The sequence below is a fragment of the Nesterenkonia halophila genome, from assembly GCF_009467795.1.
In the GTDB taxonomy this organism is placed as follows: domain Bacteria; phylum Actinomycetota; class Actinomycetes; order Actinomycetales; family Micrococcaceae; genus Nesterenkonia; species Nesterenkonia halobia.
On the sequence record NZ_WIAX01000015.1, the window covers coordinates 17,721 to 38,123 of the forward strand.

Below are 20,403 nucleotides of genomic sequence, written 5' to 3' on the forward strand. Positions count from 1 at the left end.
ACGGCACCTCCCCCGGCGGTCCACCCCGGTCCGGCGGCCGGCAGTCCTGTCCGCGGGCGTCACCCGCACACGAGCACAGGAGACTGTATGCCGCGCATCGTCGTCGAGGTCATGCCCAAGCCTGAGATCCTCGACCCGCAGGGCAAAGCCATCGCCTCAGCACTGCCCCACCTCGGCTTCCGCGGGTTCTCCGCGGTCCGGCAGGGTAAGCGCTTCGAGCTGAGCGTCGACGGCGAGATCACCGACGCCGTCCTGGCCCAGGCTCGCGAGGCCGCCGCCGAGATGCTGTCCAACCCGGTGATCGAGGACGTCGTCGACGTCCGGGTGGAGGACGACCCGGCCGAGGCCGGCGCCGGGAACGAGGGCTGACCATGGCGCAGGCATCCGAGACTCCCCTGATCGGCGAGACGGACTCCGCCTCCGACGGACCCGCCCTGGACGGCGCGCGCATCGGCGTCGTCACCTTCCCCGGCACGCTGGACGACCGCGACGCCGCCCGTGCGGTGCGGATCGCCGGCGGCACCGCAGTGCCGCTGTGGCACGCCGACGACGCGCTGGGCGACGTCGACGCGGTCATCGTCCCCGGCGGCTTCTCCTACGGCGACTATCTGCGCGCCGGGGCGATCTCCCGCTTCGCGCCGCTGATGCGCCGCATCGCCGAGTCCGCCGCCCCCTCCGCCGGCGCCGGGCTGCCGGTGCTGGGCATCTGCAACGGCTTCCAGATCCTCACCGAGGCGCATCTGCTGCCCGGCTCGATGATCAAGAACGACCATCTGAAGTTCCGCTGCGGCGATCAGGTGCTGCGCGTGGAGAACACCTCCACCGCCTGGACCGCGCAGTTCACCGACGACGAGCTGATCACCGTGCCGCTGAAGAACCAGGACGGCCAGTACGTCGCCGATGCGGCCACCCTCGAGCAGCTCGAGGCCGAGGGCCGGGTGGCCTTCCGCTACGTCGGGACCAACCCCAACGGCTCGCGGGACGACATCGCCGGCGTGGCCAACGCCGCCGGCAACGTCGTGGGACTGATGCCGCATCCCGAGCACGCCGTCGAGGCCGGCTTCGGGCCCGACGACGCCACCGGCATGCGCGCCGGCACCGACGGGCTTCCCGTCTTCACCTCTGTGATCTCTTCCCTCGCCGGCTCGACCGCCGGACCTGACCCTGCAGGAGGCGCCGCATGAGCGACCAGGAATTCTCCATCGACACCGTCGAGCACGCCTCCTCCACCCCGGACGTCGAACTGCCCTGGGACGAGCTGGGGCTGAAGGCCGACGAGTACGAGCGCATCATCGCGATCCTCGGCCGCCGCCCCACCGCCGCCGAGCTGGCGATGTACTCGGTGATGTGGTCCGAGCACTGCTCCTACAAGTCCTCCAAGGTCCACCTGCGCCAGTTCGGCGAGAAGGTCACCGAGGAGATGAAGACGGACCTGATGGTCGGCATCGGCGAGAACGCCGGCGTCACCGACCTCGGCGACGGCTGGGCGGTGACCTTCAAGATCGAGTCGCACAACCACCCCAGCTATGTGGAGCCCTACCAGGGCGCGGCCACCGGCGTCGGCGGCATCGTCCGCGACATCATCTCCATGGGTGCCCGCCCGGTGGCGGTGATGGATGCGCTGCGCTTCGGCGAGATCGACCACCCCGACACCCGGCGCGTACTGCCCGGCGTCGTCGCCGGCGTCGGCGGCTACGGCAACTCGCTGGGCCTGCCGAACATCGGCGGCGAGGTCGAGTTCGACGCCTGTTACCAGGCCAATCCGCTGGTCAACGCGCTGGCGGTCGGCGTGATGCGGCACGAGGACCTGCGCCTGGCCAACGCCTCCGGCGTGGGCAACAAAGTGGTGCTCTTCGGCGCGCGCACCGGCGGCGACGGCATCGGCGGCGCCTCGGTGCTGGCCTCCGAGTCCTTCGACGACGCCAAGCCCTCGAAGCGCCCCTCCGTGCAGGTCGGCGACCCGTTCAGCGAGAAGGTCCTCATCGAGTGCTGCCTGGAGCTCTTCGGCGGCGAGCTCGTCGAGGGCATCCAGGACCTCGGCGCGGCCGGGATCTCCTGCGCGACCAGCGAGCTGGCGTCCAACGGCGAGGGCGGCATGCATGTGGAGCTCACCGACGTGCTGCTGCGCGACTCCACGCTGACCCCCGGCGAGATCCTGATGTCGGAGTCGCAGGAGCGGATGATGGCCGTGGTGACCCCGGAGAACGTCGAGGCCTTCGAGCGCACGCTGGCGAAGTGGGGCGTGGAGTACTCCTGGCTGGGCGAGGTCACCGACACCGGTCGGCTGGTGATCGACTGGAGCGGCGAGACCATCGTCGACGTCGACCCGCGCACCGTCGCCCACGACGGTCCGGTCTACGAGCGGCCCTATGAGCGTCCCGCCTGGCAGGACGCGGTCCAGGCCGACTCCTTCGCCGCCACCGAGGCCGGGAAGAACCTGCCGCGGACGGCTTCAGAGCTGGGCACCGCCGTCGCCGAGCTGGTGACCAGCCCGAACCTGGCCGACCCGTCCTGGATCACCGACCAGTACGACCGCTTCGTCGGCGGCAACACCGCGCTGTCGCAGCCCGACGACTCGGGAGTGGTCCGCGTCGACGAGTCCACCGGCCTCGGCGTCGGCCTGTCGGTGGACTCCACGCCGCGGCACGCCTATCTGGACCCGTACACCGGCGCGCAGCTGGCGCTGGCCCAGGCCTACCGGAATGTAGCGACCTCCGGGGCGATCCCGAAGGCGGTCTCCGACTGTCTGAACTTCGGCTCGCCGGAGGACCCGCCGATCATGTGGCAGTTCGCCGAGGCCGTCCGCGGCCTCGCCGACGGCTGCCGCGAGCTGGGCATCCCGGTCACCGGCGGCAACGTCTCGCTGTACAACCAGACCGGCGGGAACGCCATCCACCCGACCCCGGTGGTCGGCGTCCTCGGCGCCTTCGACGACGTCGGCCGGCGCACGCCGTCGGGCTTCGAGCGGTGGGCCGACGGGCAGGCGATCTATCTGCTCGGCGAGACCGCCGCGGAGCTGGACGGCTCGGAGTATGCGCGGCTCCACGGGCACCTGGGCGGGCTGCCGCCGCAGGTGGACCTGCAGCGGGAGAAGACGCTGGGCGCCGTGCTGATCAACGCCTCCCGCGACGGGATGATCGACGCCGCCCACGACCTCTCCGAGGGCGGTCTGGCGGCCGCGCTGGTGGAGATGAGCCTGCGCTTCGGCGTCGGCTCACGGGTGAACCTGGATGCGCTCTGCGAGCGCGACGGCCTCGACCCGGCCACCGCGCTGTTCAGCGAGTCGGCCGGCCGAGCGCTGGTCGCGCTTCCGCGCAGCGAGGAGGTCCGCTTCAAGGACATGATCACCGCCCGCGGGCTGCCGGCGCTGCGGCTGGGCGTCGTCGACGCCGAGTCCGGCGAACTCGAGGTGGCCGGGGACTTCGAGGACGGTTCCTTCATCCTGGGGCTCGACGAGCTCCGCGAGATCTGGTCCGCGGTGATCCCGGCGCACGCCGAGGGCTGAGGCCGCGAGGGCTCCTCGAGCCCGCCGAGGCCGGGGCCTCCCCGTCCGACACCCGGATGGGGAGGCCCCGGCAGCACGGCACGACCGATCCCGCTCCATTGAGCTGCTCCCTGCGCGGCGACGGTGGAAGGGCCTCATTGGACCGTCAGACGAGGACGCGACAGACCTGGTCAGTCGCCCAGGGCGCCCTGTCCGGCATCGCCTTCGTGCTGCTCGGAGTCGCGATTGCTTCAGATGAGCTCCATCTTGGCCCCTCATCATTCCCAGCAGCCTCCCGTTCGGACTGTCCATCCTGCTGGCAGGGGCCGCCTACGCCGGCGCGTCGCTGCTTACACTGCATCGCCGGAGGTAGTCAGCCACATCTCGACACGACGGGTGACAACGCCGCCGCGATGGACAACCAGACCTGACGCGTCAGCTCGGAACGACGGGGGCGGTCCCGCCGGATGGTCCGGCCGGGGCCGCCCCTCGTCGTTCCGGGGCGTCATTCCGACGGGGCCGACGGCGCCTGACTGTCTCGCCGAGTGCCACCAACTTCGCCTGCGAGACCTACTGTGCAGAGCTCCACACGGCATCAGGGCGGATCGGCCCTATGCTGGGAGGGAAGCTCGTCGCAGCCGCTCACGTGTCATCGGCGATGGCGAATCCACCGCACGCAGTAGACGGCTGCCAGCACGACGGCGCCGATGCCGCACCCGAGACCTCCGTAGCCTGCCACTCCGCCGGAGAAGAAGGTATTCAGCAACAGGGCGACCACCATGAGGAACAGCGCCCACAGAAAGAGCTTGGAGGGGCTTTCGCGCTCGGATTCCACGCTCACAGGTCAACTCCAAAGCAATCCTCGGCCACGGCGCGGAGCGACAGGAAGTCGACCAGGGCGTTGACCACGTCCTCACCGCCAGCGCTGGCGGCCTTCCGCGATGCATAGCTGATGGCTTCGCTGTTCGACTTGCCCAGCGTGTTCTTTGCGTAGCTGAACGAATCGATCGCCTTGGTGGCGAACTTCTGAGCACCGCCGGCGGCCTTGATCGCAGAACGGATCTTGGCGATCTTCGCCACTGCGAAAGCGTTGGAGGCGATGGCAACAGTCACGGCGATGCCGCACCCGATGGGTCCCCGCGGAACGATCTGGCGGGACTGCCACTCTTCGAACGCTTGCTGGCTGGTCAGAGCTTCTTCCGGGATCGACTCGATGGCTTCGAAGGCCGCCGCGAGCTTCTCCTCGGTCAACGCGTCGGCCGCTGGTCCAGCAGTCTCGGTGTCTTCGATGCCCCCGAGGACACCACTGCCGAGTTATCACCCGTCGAGCCGTGGGCCGGCCCTACGCCAAGCCCGACGACCAGAGACGCTGCCAGGACTCCCCCGAGTCCCGCATGCAGCTTCCTGGGCCTCACATGGATCACCATGGATCCACCCCCTCCTTCGATGGTTGCATCAGGTCACTAGCAATGACATGAGATACATAACCTTATCTACTGTCATGGTCACAACAGGGTGCCCCTCTGGGCTCCTGACATGAAGCCGTGCAGACAATCCGCCCGGCACCATCGGCAGCAGAGCGCTCGACGACAGTCGTCCAGGCCGCGAGACTGCTCGACAACGCTCGTGGAACAGGCTGAACTGCTGGCCAGTCAGATCGTCGACGAGTCGGCGCCACAGTCGGGTCACCACCACCTGGCGGGGTTGTGACTCGAGGAGGGCCGCCGACTGCGGAGCGGACCCGGTGACCGTGGAAGACTGGCCTGCGATGAGGATCTCGCTGCTGGACCGCGCCCGCACTCGGGCCGGAGAGCCCGACGCCGCCGCGCTCACCGGGCTCGTCGGCCGCGCCCGGCAGGCCGAGGCGCTGGGCTTCCATCGCTTCTGGGTGGCCGAGCACCACGGAGTCCCCGGCGTCGCCGGCGGTTCGCCGTTGACCCTGCTGGCCGCCCTCGCCGCCTGCACTGAGCGGATCCGGCTGGGCACCGGCGGGGTGATGCTGCCGAACCACCGGCCGCTGATCGTCGCCGAGCAGGCCCGGCTGCTCGAGGCGCTGCATCCCGGCCGCCTGGACCTGGGCCTGGGCGCCTCGCTGGGCTACACCGCCGGCGTGCGCCGGGCGCTGGGCCGCCGCCGGCTCGCGGACGGCGAGTACCCGGAGCTGGTCCGCGAGCTGATCGACCATCTGCACGACGACGCGCCCATCACCGCCCGCCCGCAGGTCACCGACCCGCCGCCGATCTTCCAGCTGGCCATGGGCGACGGGCTCGCCGTGGCCGCCGAGCTGGGACTGCCGGCCGTCGTCGGCGGCGACCTGCTGCGCCGGCCCGAGCGCCTCGCGGCGTACCGCCGCGACTTCCGCCCGACGACGGCCGAGCCGGAACCGCGGCTGATCCTCAGCGTCGACGTCGCCGTCGCCGATTCCGCCGCGCAGGCTCGGCGCCTACTGCTGCCCGAAGCCTGGGCGCTGGCCCGCACTCGCGAGGTCGGCGCGTTCCGTCCGCTCGAGCCGCTCGAGGCGGTGGAGGAGCAGCTGCGCGCCGGCGTCACCGACAGTGTGGACGAGGCGATCCGCCGGCATCTCGACGCGGCAGTGGTCGGCACCGCGGAGGAGGTCGGCGAGCAGCTGGCGGATCTGCTGGCGGCCTCCGGCGCGGAGGAGGTCATGGCCTGGACCAGCATCCACGACCGCGAGCAGCTGGCCGCCTCCGATGCGGCGCTGGCCTCGCTCATGACCGACTGACGCGCCCGCCGGCCCGCGCCGGTCTGCGCACGGCGATGTGGTGGACCGTGGTTGGCCCACGGTTCACCATGTGGTCACGTCCATGCGGTGAGCTGAGCCCATGGCTGAGTTCACCGCACGCTCCCCGCTGTCCCGCCGCACGCTGCTGACCGGCTCGCTGGGCGCTGCCGCCGCCGGCGCGCTGACGCTGCCCACGGTGCCCTCGGCCTCGGCGTCTCCGCTGGTGACCGACCGGCTGACGCTGCCGTCGGGCCTGCAGTTCGGCGACCCCACCGACCGCTCGGCGGTGCTGTGGTCGCGCAGCTCCGGACCCGGCCGGCTGGTCGCCCGGCTCACCGCCGTCGACGCCGACGGCGCCCCGCTGCGCGGCAAGAACGCCTTCTCCCGCACGCTGCGCGGCGGCGTCGCCCGCCCCGAGACCGACTTCACCGCCCGGCTGAACGCGGAGAACCTGCCGCCGGCCACCCGCTTCGCCGTCACGATGCAGTTCGAGGACGAGCAGGGCCGGCTCGGCGAGGCCGGCGAGGGCAGCTTCTCCACCGCCGCCGGCGGGCCCGGATGGCACGGGAAGGGCCGCGACGTCGACCTCGCCGGCGGACAGAGCTTCGTCTGGACCGGCGACACCGCCGGACAGGGGTGGGGCATCAACGAGGAGATCGGCGGGATGTTCGCCTACCGGGCGATGCACGAGACCGCCCCGGACTTCTTCGTCCACTCCGGCGACACCATCTACGCCGACGGGCCGCTGGCCGAGACGGTCGAGGAGCCCGACGGGCAGATCTGGCGCAACCTGGTCACCGAGGAGGTAGCCAAGGTCGCCGAGACGCTGGAGGAGTACCGCGGACGGCACCGTTACAACCTCATGGATGCCAATATCCGCGCGATGTATGCCGAGGTCCCGGTCATCGCCCAATGGGACGACCATGAGACCACCAACAACTGGTGGCCCGGCGAGGTGCTCGACGACGAGCGCTACACCGTCCGCGACGTCGACACGCTGGCCGCCCGCGGGCGTCGCGCCTGGCAGGAGTTTCAGCCGATCGCCGATCCGCGGGCGATGGGCCGCGGGAACGGCTTCGAGCCGGCGCGCATCCACCGGAAGATCTCCCGCGGCCCGCAGCTGGACCTGTTCTCGCTGGACATGCGCTCGTTCAAGTCTCCGAACAGCGCCGGCACCGAGACCGAGCAGACCTCGATCCTCGGCGAGGAGCAGCTGCAGTGGCTGATCCGTGAGATGACCCGCTCCCGGGCGACCTGGAAGGTGGTGCTCAACGACCTGCCGCTGGGCGTCATCGTCCCCGACGGCGACGCCCAGGAGGCGATCGCCAACGCGGACGACGGCGCGCCGCTCGGCCGGGAGCTCGAGATCGCCCGGCTGCTGAAGGCGATGAAGGACGCCGATGTGCGCAACGTCGTCTTTCTGACCGCCGACGTCCACTACTGCGCCGCCCACCACTACTCTCCCGAGCGGGCGGCCTTCACCGACTTCGCCCCCTTCTGGGAGTTCGTCGCCGGGCCGATCAACGCCGGCTCCTTCGGCCCGAACGAGCTGGACAGGACCTTCGGCCCCGAGGCGGTCTTCCACCGGGCCGGCCGGCACGCGAACCAGTCCCCGCGCGACGGGACGAGCCAGTACTTCGGCCATGTCGACCTCGCCGCGGACGACATCCTCACCGTCTCGCTGCGCAACGGGCTGGGCGAGACGGTGCACTCCACGACGCTGCGGCCGGAGTGAGCCGAGCCGGCTGAACTGCGCGCGGCGAGCCGACGTCATCCTCCAGCCCGGATACCTCCACAGGCAGTACCGTTTTGAACACCGTTCAAAAGCTGCCGCGCCCAGGAGGATCCGTGTCCGAGCCCTTCGCCCCGTCGACCGCGCCGCCGGCGCCGTCGTCCGCGTCCCGCCGCCCCGCCGACGCCCACGCCGCCCGGGCGCTGGCCCGGGTGGCCGTCTTCGCCGCCGTCATCGCGGCCCTCGGCATCCCCGGGGCCGTGCCGGTCCCCGGCATCCCGGTGCCGATCACCGCCCAGACGCTGGGCGTCATGCTGGCCGGCGCCGTGCTGGGCCCGCGACAGGGGGCCGCGGCAGTGCTGCTGCTCGAGCTGCTCGTCGCCGCCGGACTGCCGCTGCTCTCCGGCGGCCGCGGCGGCCTGGGCGCCTTCGCCGGGCCGTCCGCCGGATACCTCCTCGGCTGGGTGCTGGGCGCCGTGGTGATCGGGTGGATCGTCCACGCCGGCGCGCGCCGCACCGGCCGGGTCCGGCCGACCTGGCCGCGGGTGCTCATCGGCTCCTTCGTGGGCGGCATCGTCGTGATCTACGCCCTGGGCATTCCGGTGCAGTCGGCCGTCACCGGCCTGGGCCTGCGGGAGACGGCGCTGCTCTCGACGGCCTTCCTCCCCGGCGACCTGGTCAAGGTGATCCTCGCCGCCGCGATCACCGTCGGCCTGCATCGGGCCTACCCGGCGGCCTTCCGTCGCCCGGAGGTCCGGCGATGACCCCCGGCGGCGGCGCACCGCGGCTGCGCCCGCTGCGCGGCGCCGACCACCGGCAGGTGCTGCTTCAGGCGCTTCAGGCCCACGCGGCCGGCGAGGTCCCGCTGGTCGGCGACGAGCGGTGGAGCGACGAGCACTGGGCCGAGATCGTCGCCGCCGTGGAGGCGAGCACGCTGCCCGCCGAGGCCGCCTGGGCGACCTTCACCTCCGGCAGCAGCGGCCGTCCGCGGGTGGTGCTGCGCAGCGCGGCGTCCTGGGAGGTCGCCTTCGACGCCGTCGACGCCGCCCTCGACGCCGGTCCCGGCGACCGGATCCTGCTGCCGGTCCACCCCGTCTCCTCCATGACGCTCTTCGGCCTCGCGCACGCCGCCGCCCGCACCGCCGGCTTCAGCGTCCCGCGCTCGGCGCGACTGACGGCCGCCGACCTCGACGGACCGACGCTGCTCCACGGCACGCCCTGGCATCTGCAGGATCTGGTCGAGCTGCTCGAGGGCGGCGCGCGGTGCAGCATCCGCTCGGCGCTGGTCGGCGGCGCGGCCCTGGACCCCGAGCTCGCCGCCCGCGCCCGGGCCCGCGGCCTGCGGGTGGTCGGCTACGCCGGGGCCGCCGAGCTGTCCTTCGTGGCCTTCGACCACGGCGACGGGCTGCGGCCGCTGGACGGCGTGGAGGTCCGCCTGCGCGACCACGAGCTCTGGGTCCGCACCCCGCAGGCCGCACTGACCACGCTCGGCGGCGGACCGATGCGCCGCGACGGCGACTGGCTCACCGTCGGCGACCGCGCTTCGCTCGACGACGACGGCGTGCTCACCCTGCACGGCCGGGCCGACGAGGCGATCCTCACCGCCGGCGCGACCGTGTCCCCGGCTGACGTCGAAGCCGAGCTGGAGCGTCTCGACGGCGTCTCGGCCGCCCTCGTGGTCGGCGCGCCCGAGCCGCGGGCCGGGCAGCTGGTGCTGGCCGGCGTCGAAGTCGCCCCGGACGGACCCAGCACCGCAGCCCTGCGCCGCGCCGCACGGGACCGATTGGCACCAGCGCAGCGGCCGCGGCGCTGGCACCGCGTCGCCCGGCTGCCGCGGACCGGCTCGGGCAAGATCCGCCGGCTCGGCTCCGCAGAGCTGCTGGCCCTGCCGCGGCTCGAGGAGGAGCCGGCCGGCGCGCGAGGCGGGATCCGATGAGCGGCGCAGGGCAGGAGGAGACCGGCGCGGTGATCGTCGCCGCCGCGCGCACGCCGATCGCCGCCCGCGGGCGGGCGCTGGCGTCGATGGCCGCCCATGAGCTCGCCGGCGTCGCCCTGGCCGAGGTCGCCCGTCGGACCGGGACGCGGCCCGAGCAGGTCATGCTGGGCAGCAGCCTCGGCGACGGCGGCAATCTCGGCCGGCGCGCGGCGCTGGCCGCGGGATTCGGCGTCGGCTGTCCGGGCTGGACCGTCGACGCGCAGTGCGGCTCCTCGCTGGTGGCGCTGCAGCAGGCCGCGGCGACGGTCGAGCAGGACGGCGGCGTCGTCGCCGCCGGCGGGGCGGAGAGCGTCTCCGGACTCCCGGAGGAGAGGCGCGCCGGCGGCGGAGTCCACCAGCGACCCTTCAGCGGCGCCGGCTTCCCCGACCCGGACATGACCTCCGCGGCCGACGACCTCGCCGCCCGCCGCGGCATCCCACGGCGCCGACAGGAGGCCTTCGCCCGGCGCAGCCATGCCCTGGCCCGGCGGCATGCGGCCAGGGATCGTACGGAGGATTCCACGCCGCTCGCGCCCTTCGGCGGAATCGTCGACGACGGCCCGCGACGGCTCACCCCGGCGCTGACGTCCCGGTTCCGCGCGGTCCGGGAAGAGCCGGACGCGACCATCACACCGGCGACGGCGGCCCGGCCCGCAGACGGCGCCGCGGCGCTGCTGCTGATGCCCGCCGCACGGGCCCGCGCTCTCGGACTGTCCGGCGTGCGGGTGCGCGGCCGGGCGCTGATCGGCGCCGACCCCGCCCTGCCGGGGATCGCCGCGGCGCCCGCCGCGGCGCAGGTGCTCGCCGCGACCGGGACGCGGCTCGAGGACCTGGCCGCGGTGGAGATCGTCGAGGCCTACGCCGCTCAGGCGCTGGCCTGCCTCGACGCGCTCGGACTCGGCGCCGGCGACCCGCGGGTCGACGCCGACGGCGGAGCCCTGGCACTCGGACACCCCTGGGGCGCCTCCCCGGCCGTGGCCGCGACGCATCTGGTCCACCGGCTGGCGGCCGCACCGGCCGGAGCCCGCGGCCTGATCGCCTGTGCGATCGGCGGCGGCATGGGCGCGGCGCTGCTGGTCGAGGCCGTCGACGGCCGCGAGGGGCTGTGCGGCGCCTCCGCAGACTCCTAGGGTTGCGGCATGACTTTCGCGAACGTGGGAACCATCGACGTCCAGCCCGGGCACCGCGACGACGTCGTCGCCATCCTGTCCCGGCACAACCCGCAGCTGGCCGCGGCCGGCTGTCTGAGCTACGAAGTCGGCGTCGACGACGAGCAGCCTGACACGGTCTTCGTCGCCGAGCTGTGGACCTCGCGCGAGGCGCACGACGACTCGCTGCAGCTGGAGAGCGTGAAGGAGGCGATCGCCGAGGCGATGCCGATGCTCACCGGGGACATGGGCGGGCACCGCTTCGAGGTGGCCGGCTCGCCGCTGCGGGGCTGACCCGCCTCAGAACGGGTTCAGGAGCCGGTGGACGAAGCGCTGGGTGCGCTCCTGCCTCGGCTCGCCGAGCACCTGGGACGCCGGGCCGCGCTCGACGACGACGCCGCCGTCCATGAAGACGACTTCGTCGGCGACGTCGCGGGCGAAGGAGAGCTCATGGGTCACCAGCACCATGGTCCAGCCCTCCTCGGCCAGCTCCTTGATCACGCGCAGCACGTCGCCGACCAGCTCCGGATCCAGCGCCGACGTCGGCTCGTCGAAGAGCAGCAGCGACGGCGTCATCGCCAGCGCCCGGACGATGCCCACGCGCTGCTGCTGCCCGCCGGAGAGCTCGTGCGGATAGGCGTCCCGACGCTCGGCCAGTCCGACCCGGTCCAGCAGCCGCACCGCCAGCTCCTCCGCCTCGGCCTTCGTCCGGCCCAGCGCGTGGATCGGGCCCTCGGTGACGTTCTGCAGCACAGTGCGGTGCGGGAAGAGGTTGTAGCCCTGGAAGACCATGGCGCTGCGGGTGCGCAGCGACTCGCGCCGCCGCCGCGTGGTGGTCGCGGAGAAGGTCACCGCCGGGCCGTCGGCGAAGCTGATGACGCCGGCGTCGGGCTGCTCGAGCCCGTTGAGGCAGCGCAGCACGGTGGTCTTGCCGGAGCCGGACGGGCCGATCAGCGCGACCACGGTTCCGGTGTCCACGCGCAGGTCGATGGAGGTCAGCACCTCGGTGCCGCCGAAGGACTTGCGCAGCCCGGAGACCTCCAGCAGGGGCGAGCCGCCGGACGGTGGCGCGGGGGTGTGGTCAGGCGCGGACGACATGACGCTCCAGCCTCCTTTCGATGCGGTCCTGGACCCCGGACAGCATCACGCAGATCAGCCAGTAGATCACGGCGACCTCCATGTAGGTGATCAGGAATTCGTTCGTGGCCGAGGAGATCTCCCTGGCCACTTTGAAGGCTTCGTCGACCAGGATCATCGCGGCCAACGAGGTGTCCTTGACCAGCGAGATGAAGGAGTTCGACAGCGGCGGCACCGAGACGCGGGCGGCCTGCGGCAGGATGATCCGCCGCAGCGTCTGCGCCCGGGACATCCCGACGGTGTAACCGGCCTCCCATTGGCCAGCGGGCACTGAGAGGATCGCCGCGCGGAGGATCTCGGCGGCATAGCCGCCCACGTTCAACGAGAAGGCCACGACGGCGCTGGGCCAGGCGGCCCAGGTGAGCCCGACCTGCGGCAGTCCGTAGAAGATCACGAAGAGCTGGACCAGCAGCGGAGTCCCGCGGATCGCCGAGACGTAGGCACGGCCGAGCCCGACGAGCACCCGGCGGCCGGAGAGCCGCATGATCGCCACCACGAGCGCGATGACCAGCCCGAGGGCGAAGCTGATCAGCGTCAGCGGGATGGTCCCGACCAGCGCGCCCTGCAGCAGCGGCCAGAACGAGTCCAGGACGAGCTGCCAGGTCTCGCCCATCAGTCGCCGGAGCCTTCCTCAGCGCCCGCCGCCGTCGCGGCCTCCGAGGTCGTGTAGTCGCCGTCGAAGTACTTCTCGCTGAGCTCGGTCAGCGTGCCGTCCTCGGCCAGGGCGGCCAGGGCCTCGTCGACGGCGTCGGCCAGCGAGCCCGAGCCCTTCGGGAAGGCCATCGCCGCCCGCGACTGCTCCTCGGTCTGCACGGCGATCGCGATGTTCGTGTTGTTCTCCTCCTCCTGATAGTTCAGGTAGGAGAGCCGATCGTTGATCGTCGCGTCCACCCGGCCCTGCTCGAGCAGGTCGACCGACTGCGCCCAGCCCTCGACCGGCTCGATCTCGGCGCCGGCCTCCTCCGCCATGCCGTACCAGTTGCTGGTCAGCGACTGCGCCGTCGTCGTGCCCTCGAGGTCCTCGAAGGCGGTGATCGAGTCGTCGTCGGAGCGGGTGACGATCACCCCGTTGGAGTAGGTGTAGGGCTCGGAGAAGGTGTAGTCCTCCCGGCGCTCCTCGGTGACGGTGACCTGGTTGGCCAGCATGTCGAAGCGGCCGGCCGTCAGTCCGGAGAGCAGCGCGTCCCACTGCGTCTCCTCGAACTGCACGTCGACGCCGAGCTCCTCGCCGACGGCCTCGGCGACGTCGACGTCGTAGCCGGTCAGCTCGCCGGAGCCGCCCTCATGGTAGGTGAACGGCGGGTAGGTGCCCTCGGTGCCGACGACCAGCGTGCCGGCCTCCTGGACCTCTTCGAGGGTCACCGGCTCGGCGGAGGACTCGGAATCTCCCGCGTCTCCGCGGGTCTGCGGCTCGCCGCAGGCGGCGGTGGCGAGCACGGCGACGGCGGCTGCGGTGACGGCGATGGAACGACGGATCATGATGGACTTCCTCGTCAGATGTGTTCAGGCGGGCGCTGAAGGACCTTGTACGCTAACAGCCGGGCATGTCCCCGACATTCCGCAGATGTCCCTCTGTGACGGACTCCGCCGACGGCACGCCGTCGCCCCTGATCAGACGGACTGCGGCACAACGTCCGCGGCGGCGCCCGTCGCGTGCACACCGCATGAGACAGGAGACTGCGATGACCGGCATCCCGGTGCGACTGGACCTGCGCTGGGGCGATCTGGACGCCTTCGGCCACGTCAACAATGCCGCCGTCGTGCGCCTGCTGGAGGAGGCCCGCACCCGCGGTCTCTGGGCTCCGGACTCCGGCGACGGCGCCTTCCCGCGGCTCGCGGCGGACTCGCCGGTGTGGTCGGTGGTCGCCGACCTGCAGGTGACCTACCGCCGGCAGCTGGACTACGAGCACTCCCCGATCACCGTCGAGCTGACCGTCCCGACAGTCTCGGCGGCCAGCTGCACGATCGGCTATGCGGTCTGCGCCGACGGCGAGGACGCCCCGCGCGTGACCGCGTCGACGACCATCGTCACCGTCGACCGGGAGACCGGCCGGCCGTGCCGACTGCCTCAGGCGATGCGGACCGCGCTCCAGGCGCTGCGCGACTGACGGCCCGCGGCCGACCGGTCAGCGCAGCAGCGCGATCAGCTCGGCGCGGCTGCGGGCTCCCGTCTTGCGCAGCAGGTTCGAGGTGTGGAACTTCACCGTGTGCCCGCTGATCCCCAGTTCCTCGGCGATCTCCGCGTTCCGCGCGCCGCGGCCGAGATGCTGCAAAACTTCGGCCTCGCGCCGGCTGAGGTCGCCGAGGTCGTCGACGGCCAGCGGCGCCGGCACCGGATCCAGCGGGACGGCGATGCTGATCTCCGTGCCCCAGCCGAGGGTCGATTCGACCTCCAGCCGGCCCTCGAAGACGCTCACGTGATCCGCGATCGGACGCAGCGCGTCGTCATGGGCGTCGAGCTCGCCGTCGCCGTCGTCGCGCAGGTGCATCAGCAGATGGCGTCCGTCGCAGTCCCAGTGGACCCTGACCCGCCGCGCGTTCGCGGAGTCCACCAGGGTCAGCACGGCGCTGCGGACCACGGCCCGCGCCGCATGGGCCACATCTCCGGGCAGCGCGCGCCCGTTGGACGGCGGCTCGACGAACTCCACGGCGACGCGGCCGTAGCGCATCATCGGACGGAGCTCGGACTTCAGCTGGGCGAAGGCGCCGGTGACCGGCTCCAGCAGATCCGCCCCCTGCTTCTCCGCCGAGCGCATCTCCACCAGAGCGGAGGCCGCGACGGTGATCGCGGCCTCCCGCGCCTCGCGGTCTCCGAGACGGGGCGAGCGCAGGGCGGCCAGCAGCGACTCCAGCGTCACCGCGTGGCGATCCGCCAGCTCCGAGAGGGCCCGGGTGTGACGGGACGCCCGGAGCCGGTCGGCCGACTCGGGCGCCTCCGGTGAGTTCTCCGACATGCCTCCAGACTATCCGACCTGCCCGAACGGGCAGGTCGCCTGGACGTTCGAGGGACTGTGCGACGGCGCTCACACCGGCAGGATCGTCTCCATGGACACCGACACCACTGTCGCCCCCGCTGCCATGAGCCCCGCCTCCGCTCCGGCGGACGCCGACGACACCGCCGTCGCCGGCGCCCTCCGGACGATCACCGCCGAGCTGACCAGCACCGTCGAGGCCCTGGCCCTCGCCCCCGAGGCGCTGGAGCACCTCGCCCGCGTCGTCGACGACGCCGACCGGGTCTTCGTGCTGGCCGCCGGACGCTCGGGCTTCGCCCTGCGGATGACCGCGATGCGTCTGATGCACCTGGGCCGGACCGTCCACGTCGTCGGCGAGACGACCGCCCCGGCGATCCGCCCCGGCGACGTGCTGCTGACCGCCAGCGGCTCCGGCACCACCGGCGGCGTGCTGCGGTCGGCGGAGAAGGCCCGCTCGGCCGGTGCGCGCGTCGCCGCCGTCACCGCCACGCCCGGCTCTCCGCTGACCGAGCTCGCCGACGCCGCCGTGGTCGTGCCCGCCGCGCAGAAGCTCGACCGCAGCGGCGCCGTCTCCGCGCAGTACGCCGGAGGCCTCTTCGAACAGAGCGTGGCGCTGCTCGGCGATGCGATCTTCCACGCGCTGTGGCGTCGCAGCGGCCTCACCGGCGACGACCTCTGGCCGTACCACGCGAACCTCGAATGACCCGCCGGCACGCTCGCCGGCCCGATCCCGCCCTCCCCGACCCCGCTGAAGGAGACCTCTGATGCAGACCCCGATGAAGATCCAGTTCGCCATGGACACCCTGACCACCGCCCAGGCCCTGGAGTGGGCCGCCGCGGCGGCCCCGCACGTCGACATCCTCGAGCTCGGCACCCCGCTCATCAAGAGCGAGGGACTCGCCGCCGTCACGGCGGTGAAGGCCGCGCACCCGGACAAGATCATCCTGGCCGACCTGAAGACGATGGACGCCGGCGGGCTGGAGGCCGAGATCGCCTTCGACGCCGGCGCGGACCTGGTCACCGTGCTCGGCACCGCCGACGACAGCACCATCGCCGGCGCGGTCGAGACCGCGACCCGCCACGGCAAGGGCGTGGTGGTCGACCTCATCGGTGTGGAGGACAAGGCCCTCCGCGCCCAGCAGGCCGTCGAGCTCGGCGCCGAGTTCGTGGAGATGCACGCCGGCCTGGACGAGCAGGCCCAGGAGGGCTACTCGCTGGACGGCCTGCTCGCCGCCGGACGATCCGCCGGCGTGCCGTTCTCCGTCGCCGGAGGCGTCAGCTCGAGCACTGCCGGCGACGTGAAGGCCGCCGGAGCGCAGATCGCCGTCGCCGGCGGCGCCCTGTACTCGGCCGAGGACATCGGCTCGGCGGCCGAGGAGCTGCGCGCGGCCGTCGCCTGAGCCGGTGATGTTCCGGCCCAGCGAGGACGCCTCGTCGCTGGGCCGGGCGGCGACCGGACGCGACCTTCCGACACGCCCGGAGCCCGCTGGGCGCCGGCTCGTCGACCATGTCGCCCAGAGCCCCGTCGTCGCGAGCAATGACGCATGGATGTTGCGCTGACCGGGGAGGACAGTTCCGCGAGACTCTCCTCACGTTCAGGTTCCGTTCACCTTTGCCCGCCACGATGGATCCGTCGGCGCGGACGGCGGCACAGCCGCCGGCTCCCCGTCGACACTGACGTCAGAAAGAATCTCGAGAAAGGTGAAATCATCATGAGCGGACTTCTCTCCCCCGTCCTGGGCATCGCCGGCGGCCTGCTGAGCACTGTGCTCGGCCTGCTGGGCGGCGTCCTCTGATCCAGGATCACGACCAGCGCCGAGCCTGAGGGGACCCAACCTCACCCTCGGGCCCGCATCGACGCCCGCTCGTCGACGTCACGTCGGCGGGCGGGCGTCGCCGTGTCCACGGGCCGACGGCGGGCACGCGAGATCACCCAGCCTGGACACAGGCCGCGGCGACCTCCGGAGTCGGTGCACGGCCACCGTGCCGGCTCTGCGCCGCTCAGAACGCCGGCAGCAGCGTGGCCGAGTGCTCCTCGGCGAGGAAGTCGCGGACCTCCTCGCCGGTCATCGCCTCGTGCAGCGCCTGGATCTTCTCCGACTCCTCGTCCTCGGCACGGGCGACCAGCGAGATGGAGAATCGCTGATCGACGGTCTCCTCCAGGAAGAGGGCGTCCTCCGGAGTCAGACCGACTTTGGAGATGTAGGTCGGATAGTTGTAGACCAGGGCGACGTCGTCCTCCTCGTAGGCGGAGGCCAGGTTCAGCAGGTCGACCTGCACCCACTCGAAGTCATGCGGGTTCTGTTCGACGTCGGAGAGGCGGCCCTCGAAGCCCACACCCTCGCGCAGGGTGATCAGCCCCTGCTCGTCGAGGATGGCCAGGGCCCGGCCCTCGTTGGAGATGTCGTTGGGCAGGGCGACCTTCGCGCCGTCGGGGATGTCGGCGACGTCGTCGTAGTCCCGGGAGTAGAAGCCGACCTTGGCGTCGTAGATCGGGGCGATCGCCGTCAGGTCGGCGTCGTTCTCCTCGTTGAACCTCTCCATGTAGGGCTCGTGCTGGGCGAAGCTGGCGTCGACCTCGCCGTCGACCAGCAGCCGGTTGTACTGGACGTTGTCGTTGACGCGGACGAGCTCGACGTCCCAGCCGTCCTCGGCGGCGGCTTCGGAGGCGAGTTCGACGACGTCGGTCATCGGCGGCATGTGCGAGGCGACGCGGATGACCTGGTCGCCCTCGGCGGCGGAGTCGGTCGAGCCGGCGCCGCAGGAGGTCAGCAGCAGGACGGCCGAGGTCGCGGCGGCGATCAGCGGGGCGGACAGGCGGGATGACATGGGCGGGGATTCTCCTCGTCGTGGGGTGCAGTGATCGAGTCGTCGGGTGCGGCGCGGGCGCTCAGCGCCCGCGCCGGTCCAGGCGCCGAGCGAGCTGGGTGCCGGCCGCCTGGATCAGCATGACGATGACGACCATGATCAGGATGGTGCTGTACATCAGCTCGGGCTCGTAGGCCTGGTAGCCGTAGCGGATGGCGAAGTCGCCGACGCCTCCGCCGCCGACCACGCCCATGATCGTCGAGTACGAGATCAGGCTGATGGTCACCGTGGTCAGGCTCAGCACCAGGCCCGAGCGGGCCTCGGGGTAGAGGAACCGGGTGATCAGCTGCCAGGTGCTCGCCCCCAGCGCGCGGCTGAGCTCGACGGTCTGCGGCGGGATCTCCAGCAGCGTCTGCTCGCTGAAGCGCGCGTAGAGGGCGGCGGCGACGAAGGCCAGCGGCACCGAGGCCGCCAGCGTGCCGAAGGAGGTCCCCAGCAGCCACCGGGTGAAGGGGATCAGCGCGACGACGAAGAGCAGGAACGGCACGGAACGGACGACGTTGACCGCCGCGTCGAGCGCCGCGTGCAGCGTGCGCCGCGGATGCGGGCCGGCCGGCCGCGTCAGGTACAGCAGCGTCCCGCCGGGAAGCCCGACCAGCACGGCGGCCAGCAGCGCATTGCCGATCATCGCGATCGTCTCGACGACGGCCTGGATGATCTCGCCGCGGCGGGAGGCCAGACTCTCGCCCACGGCGTCGAGGAGCTCCATCACGCCGCGCCCTCCTCACGGGCCGCAGCGGCTTCTCTAGCCTCGCGGGGCTCCCGGAGCTCCGACTCCCGTCGATCCGAGCCGCCCTCCAGGACATGACGGACGCGGGCGGCGTAGGAGCTGAAGGTCTGCGCCGGCGGAGGGGCGACGACGTCGGCCACGCCCGTCAGACGCCCCTCCTCCAGGATCGCCGCGCGGTCGCAGGAGCCCCGGACGACGTCGAGCTCGTGGCTGACCAGCACGATCGTGGTGTCCAGCTCCCGGCGGACGGCCGCCAGGGTCTCCATAACCTCGGACGCGTGGTGGTCGTCCAGGGCGGAGGTCGGTTCGTCGCAGAGCAACAGGTGCGGATCGGTGGACAGCGCGCGGGCGATGGCCACTCGCTGCTGCTGGCCGCCGGAGAGCTGGGCGGGGTACGACGCCGCATGGTCGGCCATGCCGACGAACTCCAGCATCCGCCGGACATGCTCGGCGTCGCGGCGGCGCTGCAGCGCCAGCGGCAGGGCCACATTGGCGGCGGCGGTCTTGTTGGCCAGCAGGTTGAACTGCTGGAAGACCATGCCGATCCGGCGCCGTCGACGCCGTCGGGCCCGCGGCGCGAGCCTCGCGAGGTCCTCGCCGTCGACGTGCACCGTCCCGGCGGTCGGCGCCTCGAGATGATTGATCAGCCGCAGCAGCGTGGATTTGCCGGACCCGGACTCGCCGACGACGCCGAGCATCTCGCCGCGCGCGACGGTCAGGCTGACGTCATGCAGCGCCGGCGCCTCGTCTCCGCCCCGCCGGTAGGTCTTGGAGACTCCGGCGAGCTCGATCATGGGTGGTTCGCTCACCTGGAGGCGAACATCAGGCTCCGGCGGAGAATTCCTCCACCCGCATCGTGCTCACGTCCGGGCCGGAGAGCAGCTTGGAGACCGGGCAGCGCGCGTGGGCCTCGTCGGCCAGTTCGCGCGCGCGGTCCTCGTCGAGCCCCTCGATGGCGACGACGGCGGTGGGCTCGAAGCGATACCCGGGCGCCTCCGCCTCGCGGTGCAGCTCGACTTCGACGCGCACCCGCGAGTCGTTCTCCAGGCCGTGCTCGTCGAGCACCTTCTCCAGCGTGGCGTTCAGGCAGGTGCTCCAGGCCATGGCCACGAACTGCTCGGGGTCGAACCCCGAGTCCGGCCCGCGGTGGGGATCCGCCGGCGAGGCGGTGCGCAGCACCGGACCGTTCTCCACCTGCACCGTGCCGTCGGTGCCGCCCTGGTTCTCCGCTCGGGCGATGTACAGGGCCGAGGTCCGCGGCCCGGGCTCTGACTTCTGCGCGGTGCTCATGACTCCATAGTAGCCCGATGACGGAAGACCGCGGCACCTCCATATGTCACCGCCGCGGACGAGGACGGACACGCCGACGCGAGCTGTGAACATATGTGCTTGACACGTGTTCCAGGGGGTCTACTATAGGACGTGACCCGCTTCACGTGATGCACCTCACATCACAGGCAGATCCCCGCTCACCGCACCTGATCCGAGGAGCTTCTCATGACCGCCTCTCCAGCCTCCGACACCCAGGCCTCCGAGACGGGCTCCGCCCTGCCGGAGACGATGCGCGCCGTCGTCGTCCACGGCCCCGGCGACTACCGCCTGACCACCCGCGAC

Annotated in this window: 22 protein-coding genes; 12 read left to right on the plus strand and 10 right to left on the minus strand. The window is 72.1% G+C overall.

Annotation, left to right across the window (positions count from 1 at the left end):
* The first annotated feature begins 87 nt into the window (after nucleotides 1-87).
* From purS to purL, 3 genes are read left to right on the plus strand one after another with little or no spacing between them, the layout of a single operon-like run.
* A complete protein-coding gene (gene purS, locus GCL72_RS08185; protein WP_153144228.1) occupies nucleotides 88-369 on the plus strand; it encodes a phosphoribosylformylglycinamidine synthase subunit PurS in 282 nt (93 codons plus the stop codon).
* Nucleotides 370-371: 2 nt separating this feature from the next.
* Nucleotides 372-1,184 carry a phosphoribosylformylglycinamidine synthase subunit PurQ gene (gene purQ / locus GCL72_RS08190; protein ID WP_153144229.1) on the plus strand — a complete coding sequence of 271 codons (813 nt, stop codon included), beginning with the start codon at nucleotides 372-374 and terminating at the stop codon, nucleotides 1,182-1,184.
* Nucleotides 1,181-3,505, plus strand: a complete 2,325-nt coding sequence (purL, locus tag GCL72_RS08195; RefSeq protein ID WP_153144230.1) for a phosphoribosylformylglycinamidine synthase subunit PurL — start codon at nucleotides 1,181-1,183, stop codon at nucleotides 3,503-3,505. The genes purQ and purL overlap by 4 nt, the downstream gene beginning before the upstream one ends.
* Before the next feature lie 628 nt (nucleotides 3,506-4,133).
* Here the strand turns inward: purL and GCL72_RS08200 are convergent.
* A complete protein-coding gene (locus tag GCL72_RS08200) occupies nucleotides 4,134-4,325 on the minus strand; it encodes a hypothetical protein (protein ID WP_153144231.1) in 192 nt (63 codons plus the stop codon).
* A complete protein-coding gene (locus tag GCL72_RS08205) occupies nucleotides 4,322-4,735 on the minus strand; it encodes a hypothetical protein (RefSeq protein WP_153144232.1) in 414 nt (137 codons plus the stop codon). Before GCL72_RS08205 ends, GCL72_RS08200 begins: the two co-directional genes overlap by 4 nt.
* Before the next feature lie 517 nt (nucleotides 4,736-5,252).
* Here GCL72_RS08205 and GCL72_RS08210 point away from each other — a divergent pair.
* The 6 genes from GCL72_RS08210 to GCL72_RS08235 all read left to right on the plus strand — a co-directional run bounded on the left by GCL72_RS08210 (nucleotide 5,253) and on the right by GCL72_RS08235 (nucleotide 11,376).
* Complete coding sequence (locus GCL72_RS08210) at nucleotides 5,253-6,227, plus strand: MsnO8 family LLM class oxidoreductase (protein WP_153144233.1); 975 nt, start codon at nucleotides 5,253-5,255, stop codon at nucleotides 6,225-6,227.
* Between the two features lie 100 nt (nucleotides 6,228-6,327).
* A complete protein-coding gene (locus GCL72_RS08215) occupies nucleotides 6,328-7,962 on the plus strand; it encodes an alkaline phosphatase D family protein (protein ID WP_153144234.1) in 1,635 nt (544 codons plus the stop codon).
* A gap of 113 nt (nucleotides 7,963-8,075) precedes the next feature.
* Nucleotides 8,076-8,723: a biotin transporter BioY gene (locus GCL72_RS08220; RefSeq protein WP_153144235.1), complete on the plus strand. Its 648-nt coding sequence runs from the start codon at nucleotides 8,076-8,078 to the stop codon at nucleotides 8,721-8,723.
* The gene (locus tag GCL72_RS08225; RefSeq protein WP_153144236.1) at nucleotides 8,720-9,895 is read left to right on the plus strand and encodes an AMP-binding protein; all 1,176 of its coding nucleotides are present in this window, start codon (nucleotides 8,720-8,722) and stop codon (nucleotides 9,893-9,895) included. Before GCL72_RS08220 ends, GCL72_RS08225 begins: the two co-directional genes overlap by 4 nt.
* Nucleotides 9,892-11,064, plus strand: a complete 1,173-nt coding sequence (locus GCL72_RS08230; protein ID WP_153144237.1) for a thiolase family protein — start codon at nucleotides 9,892-9,894, stop codon at nucleotides 11,062-11,064. The genes GCL72_RS08225 and GCL72_RS08230 overlap by 4 nt, the downstream gene beginning before the upstream one ends.
* Before the next feature lie 9 nt (nucleotides 11,065-11,073).
* Complete coding sequence (locus tag GCL72_RS08235) at nucleotides 11,074-11,376, plus strand: putative quinol monooxygenase (RefSeq protein ID WP_153144238.1); 303 nt, start codon at nucleotides 11,074-11,076, stop codon at nucleotides 11,374-11,376.
* A 6-nt stretch (nucleotides 11,377-11,382) separates the two neighbouring features.
* Here the strand turns inward: GCL72_RS08235 and GCL72_RS08240 are convergent, their stop codons facing one another.
* Genes GCL72_RS08240 through GCL72_RS08250 form a run of 3 tightly spaced genes read right to left on the minus strand, consistent with a single transcriptional unit; the run spans nucleotide 11,383 to nucleotide 13,698 of the window.
* Entirely contained in the window at nucleotides 11,383-12,180 is a 798-nt protein-coding gene (locus GCL72_RS08240; RefSeq protein WP_281347427.1) for an amino acid ABC transporter ATP-binding protein, read from the minus strand.
* Nucleotides 12,164-12,832 (minus strand): amino acid ABC transporter permease, encoded by a 669-nt coding sequence (locus GCL72_RS08245; protein ID WP_153144239.1) that lies wholly within the window; start codon nucleotides 12,830-12,832, stop codon nucleotides 12,164-12,166. Before GCL72_RS08245 ends, GCL72_RS08240 begins: the two co-directional genes overlap by 17 nt.
* A complete protein-coding gene (locus tag GCL72_RS08250; protein ID WP_153144240.1) occupies nucleotides 12,832-13,698 on the minus strand; it encodes an amino acid ABC transporter substrate-binding protein in 867 nt (288 codons plus the stop codon). Before GCL72_RS08250 ends, GCL72_RS08245 begins: the two co-directional genes overlap by 1 nt.
* 203 nt (nucleotides 13,699-13,901) lie before the next feature.
* Here GCL72_RS08250 and GCL72_RS08255 point away from each other — a divergent pair, with 203 nt between their 5' ends.
* The gene (locus GCL72_RS08255; RefSeq protein ID WP_170289596.1) at nucleotides 13,902-14,327 is read left to right on the plus strand and encodes an acyl-CoA thioesterase; all 426 of its coding nucleotides are present in this window, start codon (nucleotides 13,902-13,904) and stop codon (nucleotides 14,325-14,327) included.
* Between the two features lie 18 nt (nucleotides 14,328-14,345).
* Here GCL72_RS08255 and GCL72_RS08260 read toward each other — a convergent pair whose 3' ends face one another.
* On the minus strand, nucleotides 14,346-15,173 hold the full coding sequence (locus GCL72_RS08260; RefSeq protein WP_153144242.1) for a helix-turn-helix transcriptional regulator: 828 nt from the start codon (nucleotides 15,171-15,173) through the stop codon (nucleotides 14,346-14,348).
* A gap of 91 nt (nucleotides 15,174-15,264) precedes the next feature.
* Between GCL72_RS08260 and hxlB the strand changes: the two genes are divergently transcribed.
* Together hxlB and hxlA are read left to right on the plus strand one after the other, a co-directional pair.
* Nucleotides 15,265-15,894 carry a 6-phospho-3-hexuloisomerase gene (gene hxlB, locus GCL72_RS08265; RefSeq protein WP_153144243.1) on the plus strand — a complete coding sequence of 210 codons (630 nt, stop codon included), beginning with the start codon at nucleotides 15,265-15,267 and terminating at the stop codon, nucleotides 15,892-15,894.
* A gap of 73 nt (nucleotides 15,895-15,967) precedes the next feature.
* Entirely contained in the window at nucleotides 15,968-16,591 is a 624-nt protein-coding gene (hxlA, locus tag GCL72_RS08270) for a 3-hexulose-6-phosphate synthase (RefSeq protein ID WP_153144248.1), read from the plus strand.
* A gap of 601 nt (nucleotides 16,592-17,192) precedes the next feature.
* Here hxlA and GCL72_RS08275 read toward each other — a convergent pair.
* The 4 genes from GCL72_RS08275 to GCL72_RS08290 form a co-directional block, all read right to left on the minus strand.
* Complete coding sequence (locus GCL72_RS08275; RefSeq protein ID WP_153144244.1) at nucleotides 17,193-18,020, minus strand: MetQ/NlpA family ABC transporter substrate-binding protein; 828 nt, start codon at nucleotides 18,018-18,020, stop codon at nucleotides 17,193-17,195.
* A gap of 61 nt (nucleotides 18,021-18,081) precedes the next feature.
* Entirely contained in the window at nucleotides 18,082-18,768 is a 687-nt protein-coding gene (locus GCL72_RS08280) for a methionine ABC transporter permease (protein WP_153144249.1), read from the minus strand.
* Nucleotides 18,768-19,598 (minus strand): methionine ABC transporter ATP-binding protein, encoded by an 831-nt coding sequence (locus tag GCL72_RS08285; RefSeq protein WP_246161093.1) that lies wholly within the window; start codon nucleotides 19,596-19,598, stop codon nucleotides 18,768-18,770. Before GCL72_RS08285 ends, GCL72_RS08280 begins: the two co-directional genes overlap by 1 nt.
* A 13-nt stretch (nucleotides 19,599-19,611) precedes the next feature.
* A complete protein-coding gene (locus GCL72_RS08290) occupies nucleotides 19,612-20,079 on the minus strand; it encodes an OsmC family protein (protein WP_170289597.1) in 468 nt (155 codons plus the stop codon).
* Between the last annotated feature and the right edge of the window lie 324 nt (nucleotides 20,080-20,403).